This window comes from Sphingobium cloacae, assembly GCF_002355855.1.
Taxonomy (GTDB): Bacteria; Pseudomonadota; Alphaproteobacteria; order Sphingomonadales; family Sphingomonadaceae; genus Sphingobium; species Sphingobium cloacae.
This window is the reverse complement of sequence record NZ_AP017655.1, coordinates 2,335,310-2,356,986: the sequence shown is the minus strand read 5'-3', so window position 1 is coordinate 2,356,986 and position 21,677 is coordinate 2,335,310. Positions and strand designations below refer to the sequence as shown.

Genomic DNA, 21,677 nt, shown 5'->3' with positions numbered 1-21,677 from the left:
ACCGATGAACGAACGCTCCAGATCCCGCTCCGCCGCGCGCCTCGCCGCGGTCCAGGCGCTCTACCAGATCGAGATGGAAGGCACGCCGCTCGCCTCGCTGCTGCATGAATTCCACCAGCACCGCCTGGGGGCGACCATCGAGGACGTGACATATGCACAGGCGGAGGAGGCCTTCTTCGACGATGTGGTCGCGGGCGTCGACAAGCGTCGGGACGAAATCGACGGCCTGATCGCCGCGCGGCTCAGCAAGGGCTGGAGCCTGGAGCGTCTCGACAAGCCGATGCGGCAGATCCTGCGCGCGGGCGTCTATGAACTGCTGGCGCGCAAGGATGTGGCGACCGGCACCGTCATCAGCGAATATGTCGATGTCGCCCACGCCTTCTACGACAAGCGGGAGGCGGGCTTCGTCAACGGGCTGCTGGACGCGGTGGCGAAGGACGTGCGGAAATAACGCTGCGCTGCGTTTCCTGCGTCTGTTCGAGGACCGGCGGAGACGCTCCATCCGTTTCCCGGCCGCGCGCGAAGCGAACGGATTTTGCCGCGAAGGGACCCGGTAGCGCCTATGTCCGCTGAATCCCGTATCCTGACACTGTTGCGCGCCATCGCGACCGATCCCGCCGCGCGCGGCCTTTCCGACGACGTGGCGCTGCTGGAGACAGGCGGCGCTCGCCTCATCCTCACCAGCGACATGATGGTGGAGGGCGTCCATTATCTGCCCGCCGATCCGCCCGCCGACATCGGATGGAAACTGGCGGCGGTGAATCTCTCGGACCTCGCCGCCAAGGGCGCGAAACCCGTCGGTTGCCTGCTGGGCTATGCCTTGTCGGGCGACGAAAGCTGGGACGCGGCCTTTCTCGAAGGGCTGAACGAGGCGCTCAGCTATCATGCCATGCCGCTGCTGGGCGGCGACACGGTGAAGATGCCGCCCCGCGCGCCGCGCAGTTACAGCCTGACCGCCATCGGAGAGGCGACCGGCCCCGTGCCCGCGCGGAGCGGGGCGCGGGCGGGCGACCGCCTCTATGTCACCGGCCCGGTCGGGGATGCGGGCGTGGGACTGGAACTCGCGCGCGCGTCGCCCGCCGCTGCCGGGCCGCTGGTGGAAGCCTATCGCCGCCCGCGCCCGCGCCTGACCGAAGGCGCGCTGCTGGCGCCCCATGTCCATGCGATGATGGATGTGTCGGACGGCCTGCTGCTGGACGCCGCGCGCATGGCGGGCGCGAGCGGGCTGGCGGTGACCGTCGACCATATCCCCCTGTCCCCTGCGCTGGAAGCGGTCCGGGGCGGCAGCACCGCGACGCAGATCGCCGCGGCGCGGGCGGGGGACGATTATGAACTGCTCTTCGCCTTGCCCGCCGCGATGAAGCCGCCCGTCCGCGCCATTCCCGTCGGACGCTTTGCGGCGGGGGAGGGTCTGACGCTGAGGATCGACGGGGCGGTGGTGCCGCTCCCCGACAGCCTTGGTTGGGAGCATGGCTGAGCGTCGCGCAAAAGCCTTCCGATGACCGTAGATGGCCAAAGGCGGGCGTCCCATCTTCGCTCAGCCGAACCCTTCGGTAAGTTGAGGGCGAACGGACATGAGGCGTCTGGAATCACCTGTCATTGAAGCACGATGCATATTGGGAGCGCACCGTCCGTTCCCCATCTGAACCAGCCGCAAGCCGGAATGTTTGCAAACGCATAACGGGTTGACGCAGCCTTTCTGCCCTGTAGCTTCGCACGATCCTGTTTTCAGCCCGGTTGGACTGCCTGATGCGCGCGACCCTGATGCTGAGTGATGCGGTGCCCGATGCCGGACATGTCTGTTTCCGGCCGCTCGCTCCTACGTTCTTCGCCCGCCCGTCTTCCCTGCGGAGCGGCCGATGAATCCTATAAATGGGGGAGAGGAACATCCATGCAGATTGTCTATATCGCCATAGGGTGCGGGCTTTTGGCCGTGCTCTACGGCATTTTCACCAGTCGTCAGGTATTGGCCGCATCGCCCGGCAATGACACCATGCAGGCGATCGCGGGCGCGATCCAGGAAGGCGCGAAAGCCTATCTCGGCCGTCAATATACGACCATCGCGCTGGTCGGCGTCGTCGTGGCGGTGCTCGTCGGTGTCTTCCTGGGGCTGACATCGGCCATCGGTTTCGTCATCGGCGCGATCCTGTCGGGCGCGGCGGGCTTCATCGGCATGAACATTTCGGTTCGCGCCAATGTCCGCACCGCCGAAGCGGCGCGCGGCACCTTGCAGCAGGGCCTGACCGTCGCCTTCCGCGCGGGGGCCATCACCGGGATGCTGGTGGCGGGTCTTGCCCTTCTGGCGATCAGCGTCTTCTACTGGTATCTGACGGGGCCGGCGGGCCATGCGCCCGACGACCGGCTGGTGATCGACTCTCTGGTGGCGCTGGCCTTCGGCGCGTCGCTCATCTCCATCTTCGCGCGTCTGGGCGGCGGCATCTTCACCAAGGCGGCCGACGTGGGCGCGGACCTCGTCGGCAAGGTCGAGGCGGGCATCCCGGAGGACGATCCGCGCAACCCCGCCGTGATCGCGGACAATGTCGGCGACAATGTGGGTGATTGCGCGGGCATGGCGGCGGACCTGTTCGAAACCTATGTGGTGACGGTGGGCGCGACCATGGTGCTGACCGCGCTGCTGGTGAGCGGCGTGGACAATATATTCCTGCACAAGCTGATGTCCCTGCCGCTGATCGTCGGGGGCGTGTGCATCATCACCTCCATCATCGGCACCTATATGGTGCGGCTCGGCTCCAGCCAGTCGATCATGGGCGCGCTCTACAAGGGCTTCTGGACGACGGCGATCCTGTCGATCCCGGCGCTTTTCTTCGTCACGCAATATACGCTGGGCGATCTCGAAACGCCGTTCGGCACCGATCTGGACGGCAATGGCGGTTATACCGGCATGGCGCTGTTCTGGTCGATGATGGTGGGTCTGGCCGTCACGGGCCTGATCGTGTGGATCACCGAATATTATACCGGCACCAATTACCGTCCGGTCCGGTCCATCGCCCGCGCCTCGGAAACCGGCCACGGCACCAACGTCATCCAGGGCCTTGCCGTCTCGCTCGAAGCGACCGCGCTGCCGACGCTGGTGATCGTCGTCGGCATCATCGTCGCCTATCAGCTGGCGGGCCTGATCGGCATCGCCTTCGCCGCCACGGCCATGCTGGCGCTGGCCGGGATGGTGGTCGCGCTCGACGCTTATGGTCCGGTGACGGACAATGCGGGCGGGATCGCGGAAATGTCGCATCTCGACGACAGCGTCCGGGTCAAGACCGACGCGCTCGACGCCGTGGGCAACACGACCAAGGCGGTGACGAAGGGCTATGCCATCGGTTCGGCGGGCCTCGCCGCGCTGGTGCTGTTCGGCGCCTATACGGAGGATCTGAAATTCTACAACAGCGCGCTCGGCCTCACCGAGCCGGTCGATTTCAGCCTTTCCAACCCCTATGTCATCGTCGGCCTGCTGCTGGGGGCGCTGCTCCCCTATCTGTTCGGCGCGATGGGCATGACCGCCGTGGGCCGCGCGGCGGGCGACGTGGTGAAAGATGTGCGCGACCAGTTCGCGGCCGACAAGGGCATCATGGACGGGACCTCGCGTCCCAACTATGCCCGCACCGTCGATCTCGTCACCAAGGCCGCGATCAAGGAGATGATCGTGCCCAGCCTGCTGCCGGTGCTGGCCCCGATCGTCGTCTATTTCGCGATCTCGGCGGTGGCGGGCACGGCCAACGGCTTCGCGGCTCTGGGCGCGTTGCTGCTGGGCGTCATCGTCTCCGGCCTGTTCGTCGCCATTTCGATGACGTCGGGCGGCGGCGCCTGGGACAATGCCAAGAAATATATCGAGGACGGCCATCATGGCGGCAAGGGCAGCGAAGCCCATAAGGCCGCGGTGACGGGCGACACGGTGGGCGATCCCTACAAGGACACGGCCGGTCCCGCCGTGAACCCGATGATCAAGATCACCAACATCGTCGCGCTGTTGCTGCTGGCGGCGCTGGCGCACGGCGCATGAGGCGATAAGGGGGCGGATAGGGGCCATCGGACTCATATGCCCGGTGGTCCCTTTCTGCATGACCCTTCCTTGCTCCCACCCCGGCCCGCGCCTATAGGCTGCGGCCATGAACAGCGAACCCCATCGCTCGCAACTGGCCGCGCTGGAATCCCGTGGCCGCCTGCGCCGCCTGATCACCCGTTCGGGCCGCGACTTCGCCTCCAACGATTATCTCGGCCTTTCGTCCGACCCGATCATCGGGCAGGCGGTGGCGGATGCCGTCGGCCGGGGCGTGCCGGTGGGATCGGGCGGGTCGCGCCTGCTGCGCGGCAACGCGCCGGAACATGAAGGGCTGGAGGCGAAGGCCGCCGCCTTTTTCCGCACCGAAGCCGCCTTGTTCATGGCCAACGGCCTGCTCGGCAACATGGCTTTGTTGTCGGCCCTGCCGCAGCGGGGCGACCTCATCGTCGCGGACGAGCTGATCCATGCCAGCGTGCATGACGGCATCCGCCTGTCGAAAGCCGCTGCCGTCTTCGCCCGCCATAATGAAGCGCAGAGCTTCGCCGACCTGATCGCGGCCTGGCGCGCCGAAGGCGGCAAGGGGCGCGTGTGGATCGCGGTCGAGACGCTTTATTCCATGGACGGCGACATGGCCCCGCTGGCCGACCTGGCGGAGATCGCGGCGCGGCACGACGCCATGCTGCTGCTGGACGAAGCCCATGCGACGGGCGTCTTCGGCCCGGCGGGCAGGGGCCTTTCCACGGGCCTCGACGGCCTGCACAACGTCATCAGCCTGCACACCTGCGGCAAGGCGATGGGCGTGGAGGGCGCGCTCATCTGCGGCCCGCGCCTCTATGTGGATTATCTGGTGAACCGGGCGCGCCCCTTCATCTTCACGACCGCCCCCTCGCCGCTGATGGCGGTCGCGGTGTCGGCCGCGCTGGACCGGATCGAAAGCGCCGACGATCATCGCCAGCGCCTCACGCTGCTGCGGCAGGACGCCGCCGAAGCGATCTGCGCGCCGCTCGGCCTGCCTTCGCCGCGCAGCCAGATCATCCCCGTCATATTGGGCAAGGACAGCCGGGCGATGGCGGCGGCGGGCGCACTGCAACAGGCCGGATTCGACGTGCGCGGCATCCGCCCGCCGACCGTGCCGCCGGGCACCAGCCGCCTGCGCGTCTCCCTGACGCTCAACATCGGGCGCGCCGATGTCGTGGCGCTGGGCGAGGCGTTGCGGCGGGTTCTGGCATGAGCCTGTTCGTCGTCACCGGCACCGACACGGGCATCGGCAAGACGGTTTTCTCCGCCGCGCTGGCCGGGGCGCTCGGCGGCTCTTACTGGAAGCCCATCCAGGCGGGCGTCGATCCCGAAGGCGATAGCGAGACGGTGGCGCGCCTGTCCGGCCTGCCCGCCGATCGCATCCTGCCGGAAGCCTATCGCCTGACCACGCCCGCATCGCCCCATCTGGCGGCGCGGATCGACGGGGTGGAGATAGAGCTGGACCGGCTCGCGCTGCCCCCGGTCGACGGGCCGCTGGTGGTGGAGGGCGCGGGCGGCGTGCTCGTGCCCGTCAGCGAGACGCTGCTGATGGCCGACCTGTTCGCGCATTGGGGCAAGCCTGTCATTCTCTGCGCCCGCACCGGCCTCGGCACGATCAACCACAGCCTGCTCAGCCTGGAGGCGCTGCGGGCGCGTGGGGTGCCGGTCGCGGGCATCGTCTTCATCGGCGATCCCCATGCGGAAAATGAGCGGATCGTTCCGGCGCTGGGCAAGGTCGCGAATCTGGGCCGCCTGCCGCATCTTCCGGCGCTCGATCCGGCCAGCCTCGCGGCGGCCTTCGCCGCGGGAATCAGCCTGCCCGGCCTCTGATCCAAACCGCCGGCCGCCGCCATTTTTCGATAAACGACATGGACAAGCCGGCCCCTTGCCGTTTCAAGTCCCTTGCATGCCGGTCGCCCGAGCGCGGCCGGTCCAAGCAAGGGAAACAGCGATGAAAAAACTTCTTCTGGGTACGGCGATGTCGGCGCTGGCGCTCTCTTCTCCCATGGCGTGGGCCGATCCCGCGCCGCAATCGCAGGCGGCGGGGAAGCCCGTTTACGGCACCTACGGCTTCGACACGGCGGGCATGGACCGTTCGGTCAAGCCCGGCGACGATTTCTACGACCATGCCAACGGCACCTGGGCGAAGAACACGCCGATCCCCGCCGACAAGTCCAACTATGGCGCGTTCAACACGCTGGACGACCTGTCGCGCGAACGCACGCGCGGCATATTGGAGGCGGCGCAGAAAGACCCGTCGAGCAAGATCGGCGCGGCCTATGCCAGCTATATGGACGCCGCCGCCGTCGAGGCGAAGGGCTTTGCCCCCATCAAGCCGTGGTTGGCCGAAATCGGCAGGGTGAAGACGAAGGCCGATTATGTCGCGCTGGCCGCCAGGGCCGTGCGGGCAGGGATCGACGGCCCGTTCGGCATCTATGTGGGGCAGGACGACAAGGACCCGGAAAGCTATATCCTCAGCCTGCGTCAGGACGGCATCGGCCTGCCCGACCGCGATTATTATCTGGAAGCCGACGACAAGATGGCGGCGACCCGCGCCGCCTATGTCGCCCATCTGGAAAAGATGCTGACGCTTGCCGGGGAAGCCAATGCCAGGGCGCGCGCCGAGGCGCTGATGGCGTTCGAAACGGAAATCGCCAAGGTCCACTGGAGCCAGGTCGACAGCCGCGACGCGGACAAGACCTATAACAAGATGACATTGGCGGAGCTTCGGAAAGCAGCGCCCGGTTTCGACTTCGCCGCCTTTTTCGCGGCCAATAAACTGAACCCCGCCGCGCTGATCGTCGCCCAGCCCAGCGCGGTCGCCGGCGAAGCCGCGCTGATCGCGAAGGCGCCCATCGGCGTGCTGAAGGACGCCCTGCTGCTGCGCAGCCTCCACGCCTATGCCGATTATCTGCCCGACAGCGTGGCGAACGAGGATTTCGCCTTCTATGGCACCACCCTCTCCGGTACGCCGCAGCGCGAAGAGCGGTGGAAGCGGGGCATCGACTTCCTCAAGGGGTCGCTGGGCGAGGAAGTGGGCAAGGTCTATGTCGCGCAATATTTCCCGCCGGAAACCAAGGCCGCGATGGACCAGCTCGTCAGGAATGTGATCGCCGCCATGGGCCGCCGGATCGACGGCCTCGCATGGATGAGCGGGGAGGCCAAGGCCCGCGCGCACAGGAAACTGGCCGCCTTCACGCCCAAGATCGGCTATCCCGACAAATGGCGCGATTATTCGGGCCTGACGATCGAGCGCGGCGACCTGTTCGGCAATGCGCAGCGGTCCAGCCAGTTCGCCTTCGACTATGAGGTGAACAAGCTGGGCAAGCCGGTCGACCGGCAGGAATGGTTCATGACGCCGATGGAGATCAACGCCTATGCCAATTTCGGCATGGTGGAGATCGTCTTCCCCGCCGCCATCCTGCAACCGCCCTTCTTCGATCCCCATGCCGATCCGGCGGTCAATTATGGCGGCATCGGCGCGGTGATCGGCCATGAACTCAGCCATCATTTCGACGATCAGGGCGCGAAATATGACGAGACGGGCAAGCTCGACCAATGGTGGACGGACGCCGACGTCGCCGCGTTCAAGGGGCTGACCGACAAGCTGGTCGCGCAATATGACGCCTATGAACCCTTCCCCGGCGCGCATGTGAAGGGCGCCTTCACGCTGGGCGAGAATATCGGCGATCTGGCCGGTCTGGCCGTAGCGCTCGACGCCTATCACGCCTCGCTGGGCGGCAAGCCCGCGCCGGTGATCGACGGCACGACCGGCGACCAGCGTTTCTTCCTGGGCTGGGCGCAGGTGTGGCGGCGCAATTACCGGGAGGCGAACCTGCGCCAGCGGCTCGTCACCGATCCGCATGCGCCGTCGCAATATCGCGCCGACATCGTGCGCAATTTCGACGCCTGGTATGACGCGTTCAAACCCGCGCCGGGCGGCAAGATCTATCTTGCCCCCAAGGACCGCGTGAAAATCTGGTAAAATAGGAAGGGCGCCGGTCATTCCGGCGCTCTTTCACCATGGGTTCGCCTCGCTGTTTCCTTCGTGGGAAAGAGCCTCTAAAGCGCCCGCATGATTTCTCCCGTCTGGCATCCCTTCCACCAGCATGGCCTTGGCGAGCCGATCCCGCAGGTCGTGCGGGCGGAGGGCGCGCTGCTGCACCTGGCCGATGGCCGCACGCTGATCGACGGCATTTCGAGCTGGTGGGTGACGACGCACGGCCATTGCCATCCGCGCATAGCGGCCGCCATCGCGGAGCAGGCCGGGCGGCTCGATCAACTGATCTTCGCGGGCTATACCCATGAACCGGCGGAGGAAGTCGCGCGCGGGCTGATCGGCCTTGCGCCCCGGTCGGCGGATCGCGATCCGCTGGCGCATGTCTTCTTTTCCGACAGCGGCTCCACGGCGGTGGAAGTCGCTCTCAAGATGGCGCTCGGCTATTGGCATAATCTGGCGCTCGACGGGCTGGCGCGGGCGCGTCACCGCATCCTTGTCCTCGAACATAGCTATCATGGCGACACCATCGGCGCGATGTCGGTGGGGGAACGCGGGGTCTATAATCAGGCGTGGCAACCGCTGCTGTTCGACGTCGGCACCATCCCCTTTCCCGCGCCGGGCCGGGAACAGGCGACGCTCGACGCGCTGGAAGCCGCCTGCGCCGCGCCGGAAAAGCCAGCCGCCTTCATCGTCGAGCCGCTGATATTGGGCGCGGGCGGGATGCTGATCTACCCGGCGTCCGTCCTGCGCGGCATGGCGGCGGTCTGCGCGCGGCATGACGTGCTGTTCGTCGCGGACGAGGTGATGACCGGATGGGGCCGCACCGGCACGCTCTTCGCCTGCGAACAGGCGGGCGTCGTGCCCGACATCATGGCCGTGGCCAAGGGCATCACCGGCGGGACGATCCCGCTGGCGGCGACTCTGGCGACGGGGCGCATCTTCGACGCGCACAAGTCGACGGACCGCTCCCGCCTCTTCTACCATTCGTCCAGCTATACCGCGAACGCCATCGCCTGCGCCGCCGCCGTCGCCAATCTCGCCATCTGGCGGGAAGAGGATGTGCCGGCCCGCATCGCGAAACTGGCGCAGGGCATGGCGGCGAGGCTCGCGAAACTGGCGGATCATCCCGCGTTCGCCCATCCCCGGCAACTGGGCGTCGTGGCCGCCATCGACCTGATCGCGCCCGATGCGGGCTATCTTTCCGACCTCGCTCCGCGCCTGCGCGCTTTCTTCCAGGAACGGGGCATCTTGCTGCGGCCGCTGGGCAACACCATCTATCTGATGCCGCCCTATTGCCTCGATGCGGACCAGCTCGATTGCGTCTTTGCGGCGCTCGCCGAAGCGGGGGAACGCTTCGGCGTGCGGACTTGACTTTCATTTTCCGCATTTTGGCGCTATGGCGGCGCGATTTTTTCGATATCGGGATATTATGGCCAAAGAAGAACTGCTTGAAATGCGCGGACAGGTTGTGGAGCTTCTCCCCAACGCCATGTTCCGCGTCCGGCTTGAGAATGACCACGAAATTCTCGGCCATACTGCTGGTAAAATGCGGAAAAACCGCATCCGCGTACTGGTCGGCGACGAAGTGCTCGTCGAGCTGACCCCCTACGACCTGACCAAGGGTCGGATCACCTATCGATTCAAATAACGCCCGATGCGGCTGATTCTCGCTTCGGCTTCTCCACGGCGTCTGGCGCTGCTGGAGCAGATCGGCATCGTCCCCGATGCCGTGGACCCCGCCGACATCGACGAAACCGCGCGCCCGGCGGAGCTGCCCGCCCCTTATGCGGCGCGGGTCGCGGCGGAGAAGGCCGCGCTGGTGGCCACCCGCCATCCCGGCGCGCTGGTTCTGTCCGGCGATACGGTGGTGGCCGCGGGCCGCCGCATCCTCCCCAAGGCGGAGAGCGAGGCGGAGGCGCGCGAATGCCTCACCCTGCTCTCCGGCCGCCGCCATCGCGTGCTGAGCGCGATCACGCTGATCGATGCGGAGGGCAAAGCGCGCCATCGCCTCTCCACCAATATCGTCATCTTCAAGCGATTGGACCGGGCGGAGATCGACGCCTATCTTGCCAGCGGCGAATGGCGGGGCAAGGCGGGCGGCTATGCGATACAAGGCCGCGCCGCCGGCCTCATCCGTGCGATCCAGGGCAGCCATAGCGCGATCATGGGCCTGCCTCTCTATGAAGCGCGGACGCTGTTGCGCGCTGCTGCTTATCCCTGCGACTGAGGTTCCCCGTGGCTGAATGGCTCTATGAAGAAGGCATTGGCGAAGCCCGTGCCGCGCTGGTCGAAAAGGGCCGTCTGGTCGAGGCGCTGGTCGAGCGCGAAGGCGATGCCGTGCGCGCCGGGGCGGTGGTGCAGGGCCGCCTGACCCGCACCGTCATCCCGAAGAAGCGCGGCATTGCCCGCCTCATATCGGGCGAGGACGTGCTGATCGAACCCATTCCGCCCAAGATCGCGGAGGGGGCGACCGTCCTCATCGACATCCAGCGCGAAGCCATTCCGGAGGAAGGCCGCGCCAAGCTCGCCAAGGGCCGCATCGCCCAGCCCGGCGCCAGGGCGCATCCGGGGCCGAGCCTGCTCCAGCGCATCCGCCAGACCGGCGTGCCCGTCATCCCCTGTCCGGCGCATGAGGAGGACCGGCTCGAGGCGCATGGCTGGAGCGAACTCATGGAAGAGGCGATGTCGGGCGAGGTCGGCACCGAGGCGGCCGCCCTGCGCCTCTTCCCGACGCCCGCCATGATGCTGATCGACGTGGACGGCAGCCTGCCGCCCGCCCAGCTGGGTCCCAAGGGCGCGAAGCTGGCGGCGCAGGCGATCCGCCGCATGGGTCTGGCGGGGTCGATCGGCATCGATCTTCCCACCATGAACAACAAGGACGAGCGCGCCATCGCCGCCGCGCAGGTCGACAAATATCTGCCGCTGCCGTTCGAGCGCACCGCCGTCAACGGCTTCGGCTTCATCCAGATCATCCGCCGGCGGGAGCGCGCGAGCCTCATGGAGATCGTGCGCGCCGATCCGGTGGAAACGGCCGCGCTGGCTTTGCTGCGCCGGGCGGAGCGGCACGGCCATGGCGGTGGCGTCACGCTGACCGCGGCGGCGGCGGTCATCGACCGCTTGCGCAAGGCGCCGCACTGGATCGAGCAATTGGCCCAGCGGCGCGGCGGCGCGATCGCCTTGCACGCGGACGCCGCGCTCTCCATATGGGCGGGCCATGTCGCCTAAAGCCTCTTCCTGCCCGATCTGCGGCGAGCCGTCCCGTCCCGAAACCCGCCCTTTCTGCGGGGAGCGCTGCCGCGACCGCGATCTTTTGCAATGGCTCGGCGAAGGCTATCGCGTCCCCGGCGCTCCGGCTTCCGGCAGCGGGGAAAAAACCGACGATTATGGGGTGGACAGCACCCCCGATTGATGCCTATAGGCACGCCTCTCCGATGGCCGGTACAGGATACCGGCCTCCCGTGCCCGGGTAGCTCAGTTGGTAGAGCATGCGACTGAAAATCGCAGTGTCGGCGGTTCGACTCCGTCCCCGGGCACCACTTTTCAATAACTTAGGTGGCGAACGTCCCTGCTCAGCATCTGGTGGGGAAGCAATGGGGCAGCAGATAATCCACGTAAGCCGAAGCGCGGGCAGCATACGGCTTCCTGGGTCGGATTTCTGAGTGTCACTATGCATTACTGCATATCATCTATTTGATAATTCAGGGCGTTGCCGCCGATGCACGGAGTTGTTATGCTATGCCCGCGCGGCGGGGTATTCACGAAATAAAGCTTCCTGATCAGCGCGATATCGTCGGATACTCCGACATGTTGGCGTGGGGGCTGAGGCGAGAATGAAATCAACGACCGCCGAGTCGTCAACGACGGAAACGTGCGCGAATCTTACCGCCGTCGATAACGTTTTGGTTAGAGCGTTGGCGCGGCATAGCGATGACCCTGACTTCTGGTCGCTGAAAACACGTGATCGCACGGACAGTGCCCATTGCATTTTTCAGTATCCTGCGATGATGGTGCCCTTGGTACAGCGTCGATTGCTAGCCGCAGTCATCGAGGCTCAACCAAACATTAAGTCGCTATACGATCCTTTCGTTGGTTCAGGAACTTCGCTTGTGAGCGGAATGCATTACGCGCTCAATGTCTATGGTGCCGATATAAATCCTCTAGCCGTACTAATTAGCCGGGTTCGCACCGCGCGAAAGGTTGAGTTCGCAATCGGCGCAATCGGCGCCAGCGTAGTTAAGCGTGCCCGGGCAGACAGACGGTTTGGTATCGAAACTACGCTTGCGAATCGCGACAAATGGTTCAGGCTCGAAGTTCTGACTGAATTGTCCAAATTGCGACGAGCTATCCGTTCTTGCGAAGAACTCTGGGCGAGACGCTTTCTTTGGGTGACCTTGGCTGAGACGGTACGTCTCACGAGTAACGATCGTACATCAACATACAAGTTGCACGCGCGGCCCAAGCATGAAATCGACGGACGAAATGTGTCGCCGATTGATGTGTTTTCCGATCTGGTATCGCGCAATGCGGATAGCTTTGCATTCTTTCGAAAAAAGCTCAGAGACGCAAACGCCGTAAGCCATGCGCGCTATCGAGCATCAACCGATATCGCCCTTGTCGATAATCGTGAGAGCAAGAAATGCTGGGCTGACGTAGCGCCATTCGACCTCATGATGACGTCGCCGCCATACGGTGACAATCAGACGACCGTCACATATGGTCAGCATTCCTATCTACCGCTTAACTGGATCGACCTGGCCGATATTGACCCAAAGGTTGATACGGAATTGCTACGGACTACGCAGGAAATTGACAGGCGTAGCCTGGGCGGACGCGATCCCGTTTCGAACGAAGAGGAGGAACGATTATTTGCGGCTAGTACTACGCTTAAAAATTTCGCGGAGGCGCTACCAGATACCCCGAGTGATGGACACATTCGCTTGGTACGCTTCTATCGTGACTTTCAGGCAAGTTTAGAGGCTATGATTGGGCAAATGCGTCAGAACAGTTACATGATCTGGACGGTGGGCAATCGCAACATTGCCGGCAAGCAAGTGCCCACAGATACGGTATTGAGTGAACTAATGGAACACGCCAAATGCTCCACCGTCACGATGCTGACTCGTCGCATTCACCATAAACGCATGCCCGATCGAAACGCGAGTTCAGCGACAATGCGCGAGGAAAAAATCTTGTTATTGCGGAAGCGATGAACAAGAAATGGTAACGGATTCCCATTTCGATATTAGCGCCGCCGTTGTTCGCCAATTAGGTGATGAACTCGTTTCGGACGAGGTCACCGCACTCGTTGAATTGGTGAAGAACGCATACGACGCTGACGCTGATTTCGCACATGTCGTTGTGAACACGGCCGATGCTCCAGCACATTCGGATTTCCCCGGCACATCTGGCTTCATCTCAATCGATGACAATGGCGTCGGTATGGATCGGGGAGATATCGACCGGGGCTGGCTGGTGATCTCGTTGTCGGGTAAGCGCGAGATGAAAGCAAAAGGGGTGACGACCGCAAAGGGACGCACGCCGTTGGGTGACAAAGGGCTGGGCCGATTGAGCACCCAGAAGCTTGGCGCTCGGCTTGAAATGGATACCCGGAAGGAGGGAAGTGAAACCCTTCATGTTGCGTTTAGTTGGGACTCCTTCACTGAGGATAAAAGTCTAAGCGCGGTGCCGGTCACCGTGCGAAAGGCCGATCAGCCGAGATTGAAGGGGACGCGCCTCCTCATAACCGGTTTGCGAAATACAGATGTTTGGAAGGGAGCGGCTGTAGAGCAGCTCGCCAATGATCTTGCGCAAATTCTCTCGCCATATGAGAAAGCGCGAACATTTCTTGTCACGTTAACGATCGATGGAAAGGTCATCGACCTTGGGCAGATTTCCGAGCGTGTACGCCGTGCGGCAGTCGGTAGGTTCGCAATAGATTTTACGGAAGGCAAACTCCACCTTGACGGAAAGGTGCGATTGGCAAAGCTGCGCGGGAACCAACGTGATGAAGAGCTTGAATTTTTCGAGAACGTTGTCGTGCCATCGAATGGCAGGGATTTTTACGAATATCTCAAGGGACGCAGCCCACCCGTAAACATGCGAATGAGCGCCGATCCGGCGTATTTCGTTGAGTTTGATTATTCGGTTGAGTTGGAAAGTTTAGGATCAATTGATCGCCTTCAATCAAAAGCAAACATCAACAGCACGTCTGACGATAAGGATGCAGAGCCTGTTATGGCCGCTGATCCCGGCCCTTTCCACGCTGAAATTGACGAGTTTTTGCTGCGGAATGATGAGGGTGCGTTGCGCCTCAGCGGCTTGTCCGCGTCTTCCGAAATTCAAAGGGTTGTAAAACGACACGCTGGGATCAAAGTCTTTCGGGATGGATTTGCGGTAAAACCCTACGGTATCAACGGGGAGGACTGGCTTCGCCTTGGCGCACAGCAGACCAGCGCCAGTTCTTGGTATGGATTGCGCCCCCACAACGTTCTTGGCTTCGTCTCGATATCCGAGGCGAGAAACGCGCATCTCAAAGACAAGACCGATCGCGAAGGTTTTGTCAGTAACGCCTACGCGCAGAACTTTCGGCGGTTGATGGTGCATTCGACTGAGTTAATCGGTCAATTCTACGAATGGATCCGACGCAACTATACAAAGTATCGCGAGGAACGGCTTGCGAAAGGGTACGCGTTCGAAGGTGCCGAACGCGAGATTACATCTGCGCGTCAGGTAGCGCGAACCCTCAAGAGCTATACTGCACGATCAAAGTCTATTGATAACGCGGCAGCGGAGGTTCAGCAAAAGGTTGAAGCGCTAACCACGAGAATCGCGGCGGAACCATTATTGTCCACGGCGGAAGAGCGTCGCCTTGCACCGTTACTTGAAGCTGCGAACGAAGCTCTGAGATCATCGCAATCTATATTTTCTGAAATGGAAAAATACGCCTCGGATACTGAGAAATTGGCTTCTGTGGTCGCTGCTCTCTCGCCTCGACTTGAGATTGTCAACACACAACTTCAGGATTTCTCGGAACTTGCCGGTCTCGGATTGATCGCCGAGTCTTTAGCTCATGAAGTCCACAATCAGACTGATCGCCTGACTCAGCGTGCCCGCGCAGCTATCGACGAGGCCCGCCGGGATGGTGATCAAAATGGCAAGCTTGTGCGGCTGGCGAATGATGTGCTTTCAACAGCTTCCGCGCTCAGGCGGCAGATTGCGCATCTCGGGCCAACCTTACGCGTCCAAAGAGATCGAGTAGAGCTCTTTTCTATTGCCGATTTTATGGGCGATACAAAGGCTTACTTTGAGGAGCGCTGGCATGAAGACTCGATTGCATTTGATCTGAATGTGGTTAGGGATTTTGACGTCGAAACTAATCGAGGACGGTTGTTGCAGGTTTTTGACAATCTCCTGTTGAACTCTGAATATTGGATCAAACAGGAGCGGACACGCAATAATAAAGAACGTCTGGGGGTTCTTATCGAAATCGAACATCCGTTTGTGCGCATTTCTGACAATGGGCCTGGCATTGATCCATCGGTTGAATCCAACCTTTTCGAACCATTCGTAACCTTGAAGCCCAAGGCAATGGGTCGTGGATTAGGGCTTTTCATCTCGTCACAAATACTTGGCTCGATGGGGAGTTCGATCAATTTACTCCATGCTCGCAACGTGAGTGGACGTCGCCACGTCTTCGAGATCGATCTATCAGGGGTGGCGAGGAAGGTTTGATGGACGAGGCTATGCGATCGATTGAACCTCAGGAGATGGGTGGGCCTATCGCTGCGCTCCCGGCAGAAGCGGATATTCATCTCGCACAAGCTCCTCAAAGTCCGGCACTTGATGATTTGTTTGCGCGCTTGCACATAAAACGGGTCGTGTTCGTCGACGATATGATCGAGCCGGTTGCCGATGCCGCAAGTGTTATCGAGACGCTTACTCAACGCGAGGACGCTCGGCAGCCGCTTGAAGCTTTTTTTCCTGAAGCGATTCTGGCTGATGATAACGAAGCACGGTTTGATCAACTGAGTGCAATGCTCGAAGGCATGGATGCCAACAGTCTTGAAGCCGTTAAGGCTGTTCTTGGCGAATTTGCTTCAGAGGAGGGGGTACGAGATATTTGGCAATTGCGCAGAAATATCCCCAACCAAGTTGAACTCCAGATTCTTACACCGATCGAATGGCACGCACAGCAACATGCGATTGTCGAACAATGCAACGAGACCGCACGGACTCTGTTCCTCTTTGATCAGGAACTCAACGCCGATCCACATACGCTCGGCTTTGCCACAGGCGCTGACATCATCAAGAGTTTGTCGCAATCCGAACCGGTGGGATTTGGAACGCGTTGGTTTTGCGGGATGCTCTCGAGCACACTGAACGCAGGAGACGAAATTTCAAAGTGGCGCCAACTAGCGGCGGAAAACGAGATTTCGCTAAAGTTTTTCATGCCCATCGCCAAGCAGTCCCTCGGAGATGGTGATCGCTTTTATGGTTCAGTTTATCGAACGCTGATCAATACCTATTGCGAGACCATGAAACATCAGGCTGCATATGGCCTTCAAAAAGCGCTAGATGCCGCTATCACTCGATTGGATAATATCGATCCGCTCGCGTTCGAACATATGGTCGTCAATTCATCCGAGAAAGAAGGGGTGTCTGAGCTTGAGACGCTGCTTCGGCTTTACGCGATCGTTCATAAAGACGAAGCAAAGCGCGTAATTCTGCGCGAGGCGGAGTTCCTGAAGTTCGCAGACGCGGCTACTGGTGTGAAGGCTGTTGCGGATATATCGCGGGATCTCACTGCCGAAACCCAAGCCCATCTCAACCTATTGCGAGCGCAAGAACTTCATGACAGCGCCGAACTTGTAAACGGCTATAACGATCCGTTACGCAATGGCGACGTCTTCGAGATTGGTGAGGGTAACGATCTTGGCCTGTTTGTGCTTGTTGCTCAGCCATGCGATATCATGGTGCGGCCCGGCGGAAAGCGTATACGAGAGAATAACTTCAAGGTCGCAGTGATATGCCCGCTGACCTCAAATCCAGAAGAGGTAGAAGCTGAACCAGCCCATCTAAAGCATTTGGTGACGAACTTTGGGGATATAGGTGATTTGACTGCCGCCATCCTATTCAAGCGTGGAACGGTTGCCAATTTGAATGTTCTTGACCTTGCCGTATTGGATAAAAACGGACGTTGCGACATCAATCCTAGCGATGTGAAAAAGGAACCGAAGCGCTTTCCAACTCGCGCATGGCAGGAACGATGCTTAGAGCTTGCGAAGCAATACGGCAGAGTCGCTACCGAAATTGAAGACGTTCGCAAAAAGCACGGGGATGAAGTCGCTGATCTAATCGCTAAAACCACACTCCCACGCGTTGGTATGTCCCACGGGTTAAAGGGGTATGGAACTTACGCTGATGGAGCCTTCCACTACCCGATCAGACGGATTGGGCGCATTAGAGATCCTGGTGCTGCTTCACTCCTTGCAGCATTTGGGCGTTTTCTTTCCCGTGACGCCCTGGAACACGATTTCGCTCGGCAGACGTGAGACGCCGCTTACGTTGCTGCAAGCCTGAATTCTTTTAGCCATGCTGATGCGCTGGTCATTGCCTATTTCGGAATATCGGTCAGTTTTCCTTCCGGCCCAAAGGGGAGTCCAACCGAGCGGGCATTCGCGCCGAACATCGATCCGGTTGAATAAACCCATACGAGGCGTTGGCCGCCATCCGATGTAGTGATGACCTGGTTGGGGTGTCCGAGAAGTTGAATGACTTCAGCCTTGGTCATGCCGACCTGCAAGCGATCAACTGCCGTAACGTCGTAGTTGGTGCCCATCGATACGCAACCGGTGAGTGCGAGTGCGATGGCCGGAATGATCGTGTTTTTCATAGTTAACTCTTTAAAAACTTTTGATTGGAATTGGACTTGAAGATGGTATGCATTGGCTAGCTGACCGCGCATGCTCGAAGAGAGTGAACAACCTTTGTGATACCGGATAGATCAATAGAACGGTTTCCAAAACTCAGTGGGTAATTACCCGCAGGTCGGACCTCAATTGTTTTACCTTCAAATTGAAAGACCGACACGCTGTCTATGGGCACAAAAAATTGCTGATCCGGTAGCTTTACATACCCTCGAAAGTTTGGATCATTATTATCTATATCTTTGCCTTGCGGTATAAATGCTCGAGGATTTTTATCACCGTCTAAGGCTATATTAATACGCAGGTCCCCCGTCGATTGACCGTAGTAAACTGCAATCGGCCATGTTTTAACCGTATCCTCGACAGATTGCGCAGCAGCGCAGTCTATTTTGAAATCCGTCTTAAAGCGCCACACTGTCCAGCGACCTATTTTTGCGAATTCCGCAGCGGACCAGGGGCCGGGATAGGTCATTAATTCATCGACACGCGCTTTATCGCCCTCATTATTTGCCCGAGATTGGCATCCCATGATGAGAAGCGGTATCACAGATACGGCAGCTAAACGGATTAACATATTACTCCCCCAGAAAGTCGATCGCGGTACGCCCCCGCTTCGACTTCACACCTGATCCTTGGTGATCGGGGAGTTAGTAAACCGAGCTTACCCGGTCCCTACGACCTTTAGGTTGGGAAACCCTGGACATGCGCCGCAGGCTCCCCGACCATAAGGGTCAAGGATGTGCGGGCTGCGTCGGGCAGCACCCACCGGTAAGCTAGGTTTCGTGGACAAAGGGTATCCAGAGTTTGACTGACACGAGCGCTACGAAGCCGAGGTATGATTCTTTGGTTTTATCGTAGCGGGTCGCGATGCGCCGCCAGTTCTTGAGTTTGTTGAACAGGCGTTCGATCAGGTTGCGCCATTTGTATTTCGCGCGGTCGTGCGGGGCGGGATTGCGCCGGTTGACCTTGGCAGGGATCACCGCCTCGACACCCGCCGCCTCGATCTCTTCGCGGATCGCATCGGCATCGTAGCCCCGGTCGGCCAGGAAGGCCTTGATCCGGTCGGTTATCATACGGAACAGTGGGGCGAAGCCCTGCACATCGTGCGCCTGTCCGGGTGTCAGCACGAAGCCGAGGGGGAGGCCCCTGGCATCGCACCTTGCGTGGAGCTTCGTCGTGAAGCCGCCTCGCGATCGGCCAAGCGCCTCGGTTTGCTGAGTCCCCTTTTTATGCCGACGGCACAATGATGTGCCCGGACCACCGTGCTGTCGATCATGTCGGCGGCCGCGTCGCGCCCCGCCAGTTCGGCCAGCGTCTCGAGCATGGCATCGAACACGCCGGTCGTGACCCATCGTCGATAGCGCCGGAACACGCTGTTCCACTTGCCATACTCGTCCGGCAGGTGCCGCCATTGCGCGCCGGTCCGCGCAATCCACATCATGCCCTCGAAATAAGGGCGATTATCCTGCGCCGGGCGGCATCCACGACCGTGCTCAGGCGGCAGCAGCGGCCCGATCACTTCCCATTCTTCGTCCGTAACGCCGATCCGCTCGCCCAAGGCTGCCTCCAAAAGCCAGCCTTGAATCAGCGACCGAGTCCCCAGTCAAGCTTTGTCCACGAAACCTAGGGGTTACTACGCCCCAGAACCGTGCGTGGCGGTTCCGTCGATCACTATGAGAAAGCAAAGGTTTCAATTCAATGAAAACCTGCTCTCACCCGTTCTAAGCCGCAGAATTTCGTAGAAAAGCCAATTCCCTGCAGAAACAGAGCGTGATTCGCGGACCCTGAAATGAAGAAGAATCCGGTGTAAATTTACCCTGATCGATGGAGGTGATTATGGGTGGGATCGGTTCCGGCGCGTTACGTTCAAGGCATGTGGGCGATGTGGAAGATGTGTTGGCGCTCGACATTCGCGTTTTACGGCGGCTGGGCGTTGTCCGGCCCGGTGAATGCGTAATCGACACAATATGCTGGTCAACCGGCGGTCATGAGCGACCTCAGGCGCGTTTACGTATCGATTTGAGCGACAGCGCCCGGGGAATGATGGCGATAACGGCACATATGCCGGATGATGCCGTCACCCAACGCATTGCCATAGAAGGGATAGCCTCCGGCTTCGGCGGCATTCGATATTATTTCCTGTGTCCCGTCACCGGGCAGCGGTGCGAGATACTTTATTATACCGATGGCCGGTTCGCATCCCGGCATGCTCATCGCCTCACCTATGCCTCGCAGAATATGACCGATCTGACTCGCGCGCATCGCCGCATCATCATGTTGCGCCGAAGATTGGAGGGAAGCAAAGGACGGCCGCGTCCCAAAGGCCGTAAGCGCGCCGGGATCATCGATAGGCTGAACGAGGCACGGTCCGAAGCGCGCAATATCTGGCGGGATCGTCTGCGAAAGCAAATGGATCGGTCTGATTCCCGATGGATACCCGGCGATAGGAGATGATCCGTCCGAGATCGCATGAGGACGATGTCCGCGCTTCCCACAAAGCCTCAATTTATATCGCGTTGTCCTAACCGGGCGTCGGATATGCGCCGCCGAGATTATTCCCTAAAATCATCGGATTTCCTGGGATTTTTCCTGAGTTTTGGGTTCCCATGATCTTAATGAGGTGATGGTCAACGAAAGGAGGCCGTCATGTCTGACGACAAACCGCTCGATTATGATCATCTACTATCCCACGCCCAAGCCTTGTTTTCCGCGTCCACGGTCGCCGTGATCCATACGCCGGACGAAATCATCCACATTGATATCGATGGGCATCGCTACACGTTCGAGATCGGAAGCGACGACGACGAATATCTTTTCACCGATGGGAAAAGCGCCTTCTCGATCCCGCTGATGGAAATCGACTGGGATTCCTAGGATTTCTCCTGACACAGCTTCCGAACCCGTCTTAATGGAAATGTCGGTTCTAACGAAGGAGATGACCGACATGACCGCACTTGTAACATCGAACACACCGGCGGCTAACGATCTGCCCGCCATGATCACGCTCGACCAGCTTGCCCGCGAAATGAAGATCGTGCCGCGCGAGGCTCGGATGATGCTCCGCCTGGCGGCCAAACAAGTGAAGGTGTACCCGAACCTCGGCAAAGATCATGTCGCCCGTCAACCTTGGCAATGGGCGCCGGGGTCGAAGGCATTGGAAGAGGCAAAGAAGGCACTAGCCTCTATGCCCGATGGAAAATGAGGAATGGCTGGCGCCCTCATCGTGTGCCAGCCTTCCGGTAAAAACTGGCCGAATTGAACCTATGAGGAAGTTTCGGCCAGTTTCCAGGTCTGCCCCTTTTTGATGATGCCCATTTTGCGCGCGGCCTTTCGGAGGGTGCGATCGCTGATCGATCGTTTCTCGGCATCACGTACAACATCTTTGATTTTTCGTGCGACGCCGCCCGCGAGCGCGCGTTTTAGGAACATCTCGGCTTCTTGGCTGGCGTCGTCCGGTCTTCCGACCTTGTTTGCTTTGCGGGCGAGGTCGTCTGCGGTCAGGTCCGTTGCGCCTCCCCAAACCAATTCCGGCACTTCGCTATCTGTCGCGCCCTCCAGTGTGTACAGCAAGCTATCGCCTCTGGCCGAAAGGTTATGTTTGATATGGACAAAGACCCGCGTTTCGTCGTCTTCGGGATGTAGGCCGACCATGACAGCGGAACGGGCCGCAGCGGTGATGTCAACCGATCCAAGGCCCCGAAAAATCGCCTTGTCCTTA

At 60.6% G+C, this 21,677-nt stretch carries 20 protein-coding genes, 1 tRNA gene and 1 pseudogene; 18 read left to right on the top strand and 4 right to left on the bottom strand.

Annotated features, from left to right (window positions below):
- Positions 1-4: 4 nt before the first annotated feature.
- The 15 genes from nusB (at position 5) to SCLO_RS11705 (ending at position 17,584) form a co-directional block, all read left to right on the top strand.
- Positions 5-451: a transcription antitermination factor NusB gene (gene nusB, locus SCLO_RS11775; RefSeq protein WP_066520345.1), complete on the top strand. Its 447-nt coding sequence runs from the start codon at positions 5-7 to the stop codon at positions 449-451.
- Positions 452-562: 111 nt separating this feature from the next.
- A complete protein-coding gene (gene thiL / locus SCLO_RS11770; protein ID WP_066520343.1) occupies positions 563-1,477 on the top strand; it encodes a thiamine-phosphate kinase in 915 nt (304 codons plus the stop codon).
- A gap of 414 nt (positions 1,478-1,891) precedes the next feature.
- Positions 1,892-4,015: a sodium-translocating pyrophosphatase gene (locus tag SCLO_RS11765; RefSeq protein WP_066520341.1), complete on the top strand. Its 2,124-nt coding sequence runs from the start codon at positions 1,892-1,894 to the stop codon at positions 4,013-4,015.
- A gap of 106 nt (positions 4,016-4,121) precedes the next feature.
- Positions 4,122-5,246, top strand: coding sequence for an 8-amino-7-oxononanoate synthase (locus SCLO_RS11760; RefSeq protein ID WP_066520339.1), 1,125 nt, complete (start codon positions 4,122-4,124; stop codon positions 5,244-5,246).
- On the top strand, positions 5,243-5,863 hold the full coding sequence (bioD, locus tag SCLO_RS11755; RefSeq protein ID WP_066520338.1) for a dethiobiotin synthase: 621 nt from the start codon (positions 5,243-5,245) through the stop codon (positions 5,861-5,863). Before SCLO_RS11760 ends, bioD begins: the two co-directional genes overlap by 4 nt.
- A gap of 121 nt (positions 5,864-5,984) precedes the next feature.
- Positions 5,985-8,018: a M13 family metallopeptidase gene (locus SCLO_RS11750; protein ID WP_066520337.1), complete on the top strand. Its 2,034-nt coding sequence runs from the start codon at positions 5,985-5,987 to the stop codon at positions 8,016-8,018.
- Between the two features lie 90 nt (positions 8,019-8,108).
- A complete protein-coding gene (locus SCLO_RS11745; RefSeq protein WP_066520336.1) occupies positions 8,109-9,404 on the top strand; it encodes an adenosylmethionine--8-amino-7-oxononanoate transaminase in 1,296 nt (431 codons plus the stop codon).
- A gap of 58 nt (positions 9,405-9,462) precedes the next feature.
- Positions 9,463-9,681 carry a translation initiation factor IF-1 gene (gene infA / locus SCLO_RS11740; protein ID WP_003049127.1) on the top strand — a complete coding sequence of 73 codons (219 nt, stop codon included), beginning with the start codon at positions 9,463-9,465 and terminating at the stop codon, positions 9,679-9,681.
- 6 nt (positions 9,682-9,687) lie between these two features.
- Positions 9,688-10,260: a Maf family protein gene (locus SCLO_RS11735; RefSeq protein WP_066520333.1), complete on the top strand. Its 573-nt coding sequence runs from the start codon at positions 9,688-9,690 to the stop codon at positions 10,258-10,260.
- A gap of 8 nt (positions 10,261-10,268) precedes the next feature.
- Entirely contained in the window at positions 10,269-11,258 is a 990-nt protein-coding gene (locus SCLO_RS11730; protein ID WP_066520331.1) for a ribonuclease, read from the top strand.
- Complete coding sequence (locus SCLO_RS11725; RefSeq protein ID WP_066520329.1) at positions 11,248-11,442, top strand: DNA gyrase inhibitor YacG; 195 nt, start codon at positions 11,248-11,250, stop codon at positions 11,440-11,442. The genes SCLO_RS11730 and SCLO_RS11725 overlap by 11 nt, the downstream gene beginning before the upstream one ends.
- A gap of 51 nt (positions 11,443-11,493) precedes the next feature.
- Positions 11,494-11,569: transfer RNA gene (locus SCLO_RS11720), tRNA-Phe, on the top strand.
- Between the two features lie 465 nt (positions 11,570-12,034).
- On the top strand, positions 12,035-13,243 hold the full coding sequence (locus tag SCLO_RS22930) for a TRM11 family methyltransferase (RefSeq protein WP_123905489.1): 1,209 nt from the start codon (positions 12,035-12,037) through the stop codon (positions 13,241-13,243).
- Between the two features lie 7 nt (positions 13,244-13,250).
- On the top strand, positions 13,251-15,764 hold the full coding sequence (locus SCLO_RS11710; RefSeq protein ID WP_066520321.1) for an ATP-binding protein: 2,514 nt from the start codon (positions 13,251-13,253) through the stop codon (positions 15,762-15,764).
- A complete protein-coding gene (locus tag SCLO_RS11705; RefSeq protein WP_066520319.1) occupies positions 15,764-17,584 on the top strand; it encodes a hypothetical protein in 1,821 nt (606 codons plus the stop codon). The genes SCLO_RS11710 and SCLO_RS11705 overlap by 1 nt, the downstream gene beginning before the upstream one ends.
- 62 nt (positions 17,585-17,646) lie before the next feature.
- Here the strand turns inward: SCLO_RS11705 and bamE are convergent, their stop codons facing one another.
- The 3 genes and pseudogenes from bamE to SCLO_RS11695 form a co-directional block, all read right to left on the bottom strand.
- Positions 17,647-17,925 carry an outer membrane protein assembly factor BamE domain-containing protein gene (bamE, locus tag SCLO_RS11700; protein ID WP_066520316.1) on the bottom strand — a complete coding sequence of 93 codons (279 nt, stop codon included), beginning with the start codon at positions 17,923-17,925 and terminating at the stop codon, positions 17,647-17,649.
- A gap of 56 nt (positions 17,926-17,981) precedes the next feature.
- Positions 17,982-18,533 carry a hypothetical protein gene (locus SCLO_RS22925; RefSeq protein ID WP_123905487.1) on the bottom strand — a complete coding sequence of 184 codons (552 nt, stop codon included), beginning with the start codon at positions 18,531-18,533 and terminating at the stop codon, positions 17,982-17,984.
- Positions 18,534-18,732: 199 nt separating this feature from the next.
- A pseudogene (locus SCLO_RS11695) lies at positions 18,733-19,478 on the bottom strand (IS5 family transposase).
- 305 nt (positions 19,479-19,783) lie between these two features.
- Between SCLO_RS11695 and SCLO_RS22920 the strand changes: the two are divergent.
- The 3 genes from SCLO_RS22920 to SCLO_RS11680 all read left to right on the top strand — a co-directional run bounded on the left by SCLO_RS22920 (position 19,784) and on the right by SCLO_RS11680 (position 21,161).
- A complete protein-coding gene (locus SCLO_RS22920) occupies positions 19,784-20,413 on the top strand; it encodes a hypothetical protein (RefSeq protein ID WP_123905486.1) in 630 nt (209 codons plus the stop codon).
- 192 nt (positions 20,414-20,605) lie between these two features.
- Entirely contained in the window at positions 20,606-20,833 is a 228-nt protein-coding gene (locus SCLO_RS11685) for a hypothetical protein (protein WP_066522453.1), read from the top strand.
- A gap of 61 nt (positions 20,834-20,894) precedes the next feature.
- Positions 20,895-21,161: a hypothetical protein gene (locus tag SCLO_RS11680; protein WP_231923219.1), complete on the top strand. Its 267-nt coding sequence runs from the start codon at positions 20,895-20,897 to the stop codon at positions 21,159-21,161.
- A 59-nt stretch (positions 21,162-21,220) separates the two neighbouring features.
- On the opposite strand, the gene SCLO_RS11675 is transcribed toward SCLO_RS11680, so the two are convergent.
- Complete coding sequence (locus SCLO_RS11675) at positions 21,221-21,610, bottom strand: hypothetical protein (RefSeq protein ID WP_179948859.1); 390 nt, start codon at positions 21,608-21,610, stop codon at positions 21,221-21,223.
- Positions 21,611-21,677: the final 67 nt, after the last annotated feature.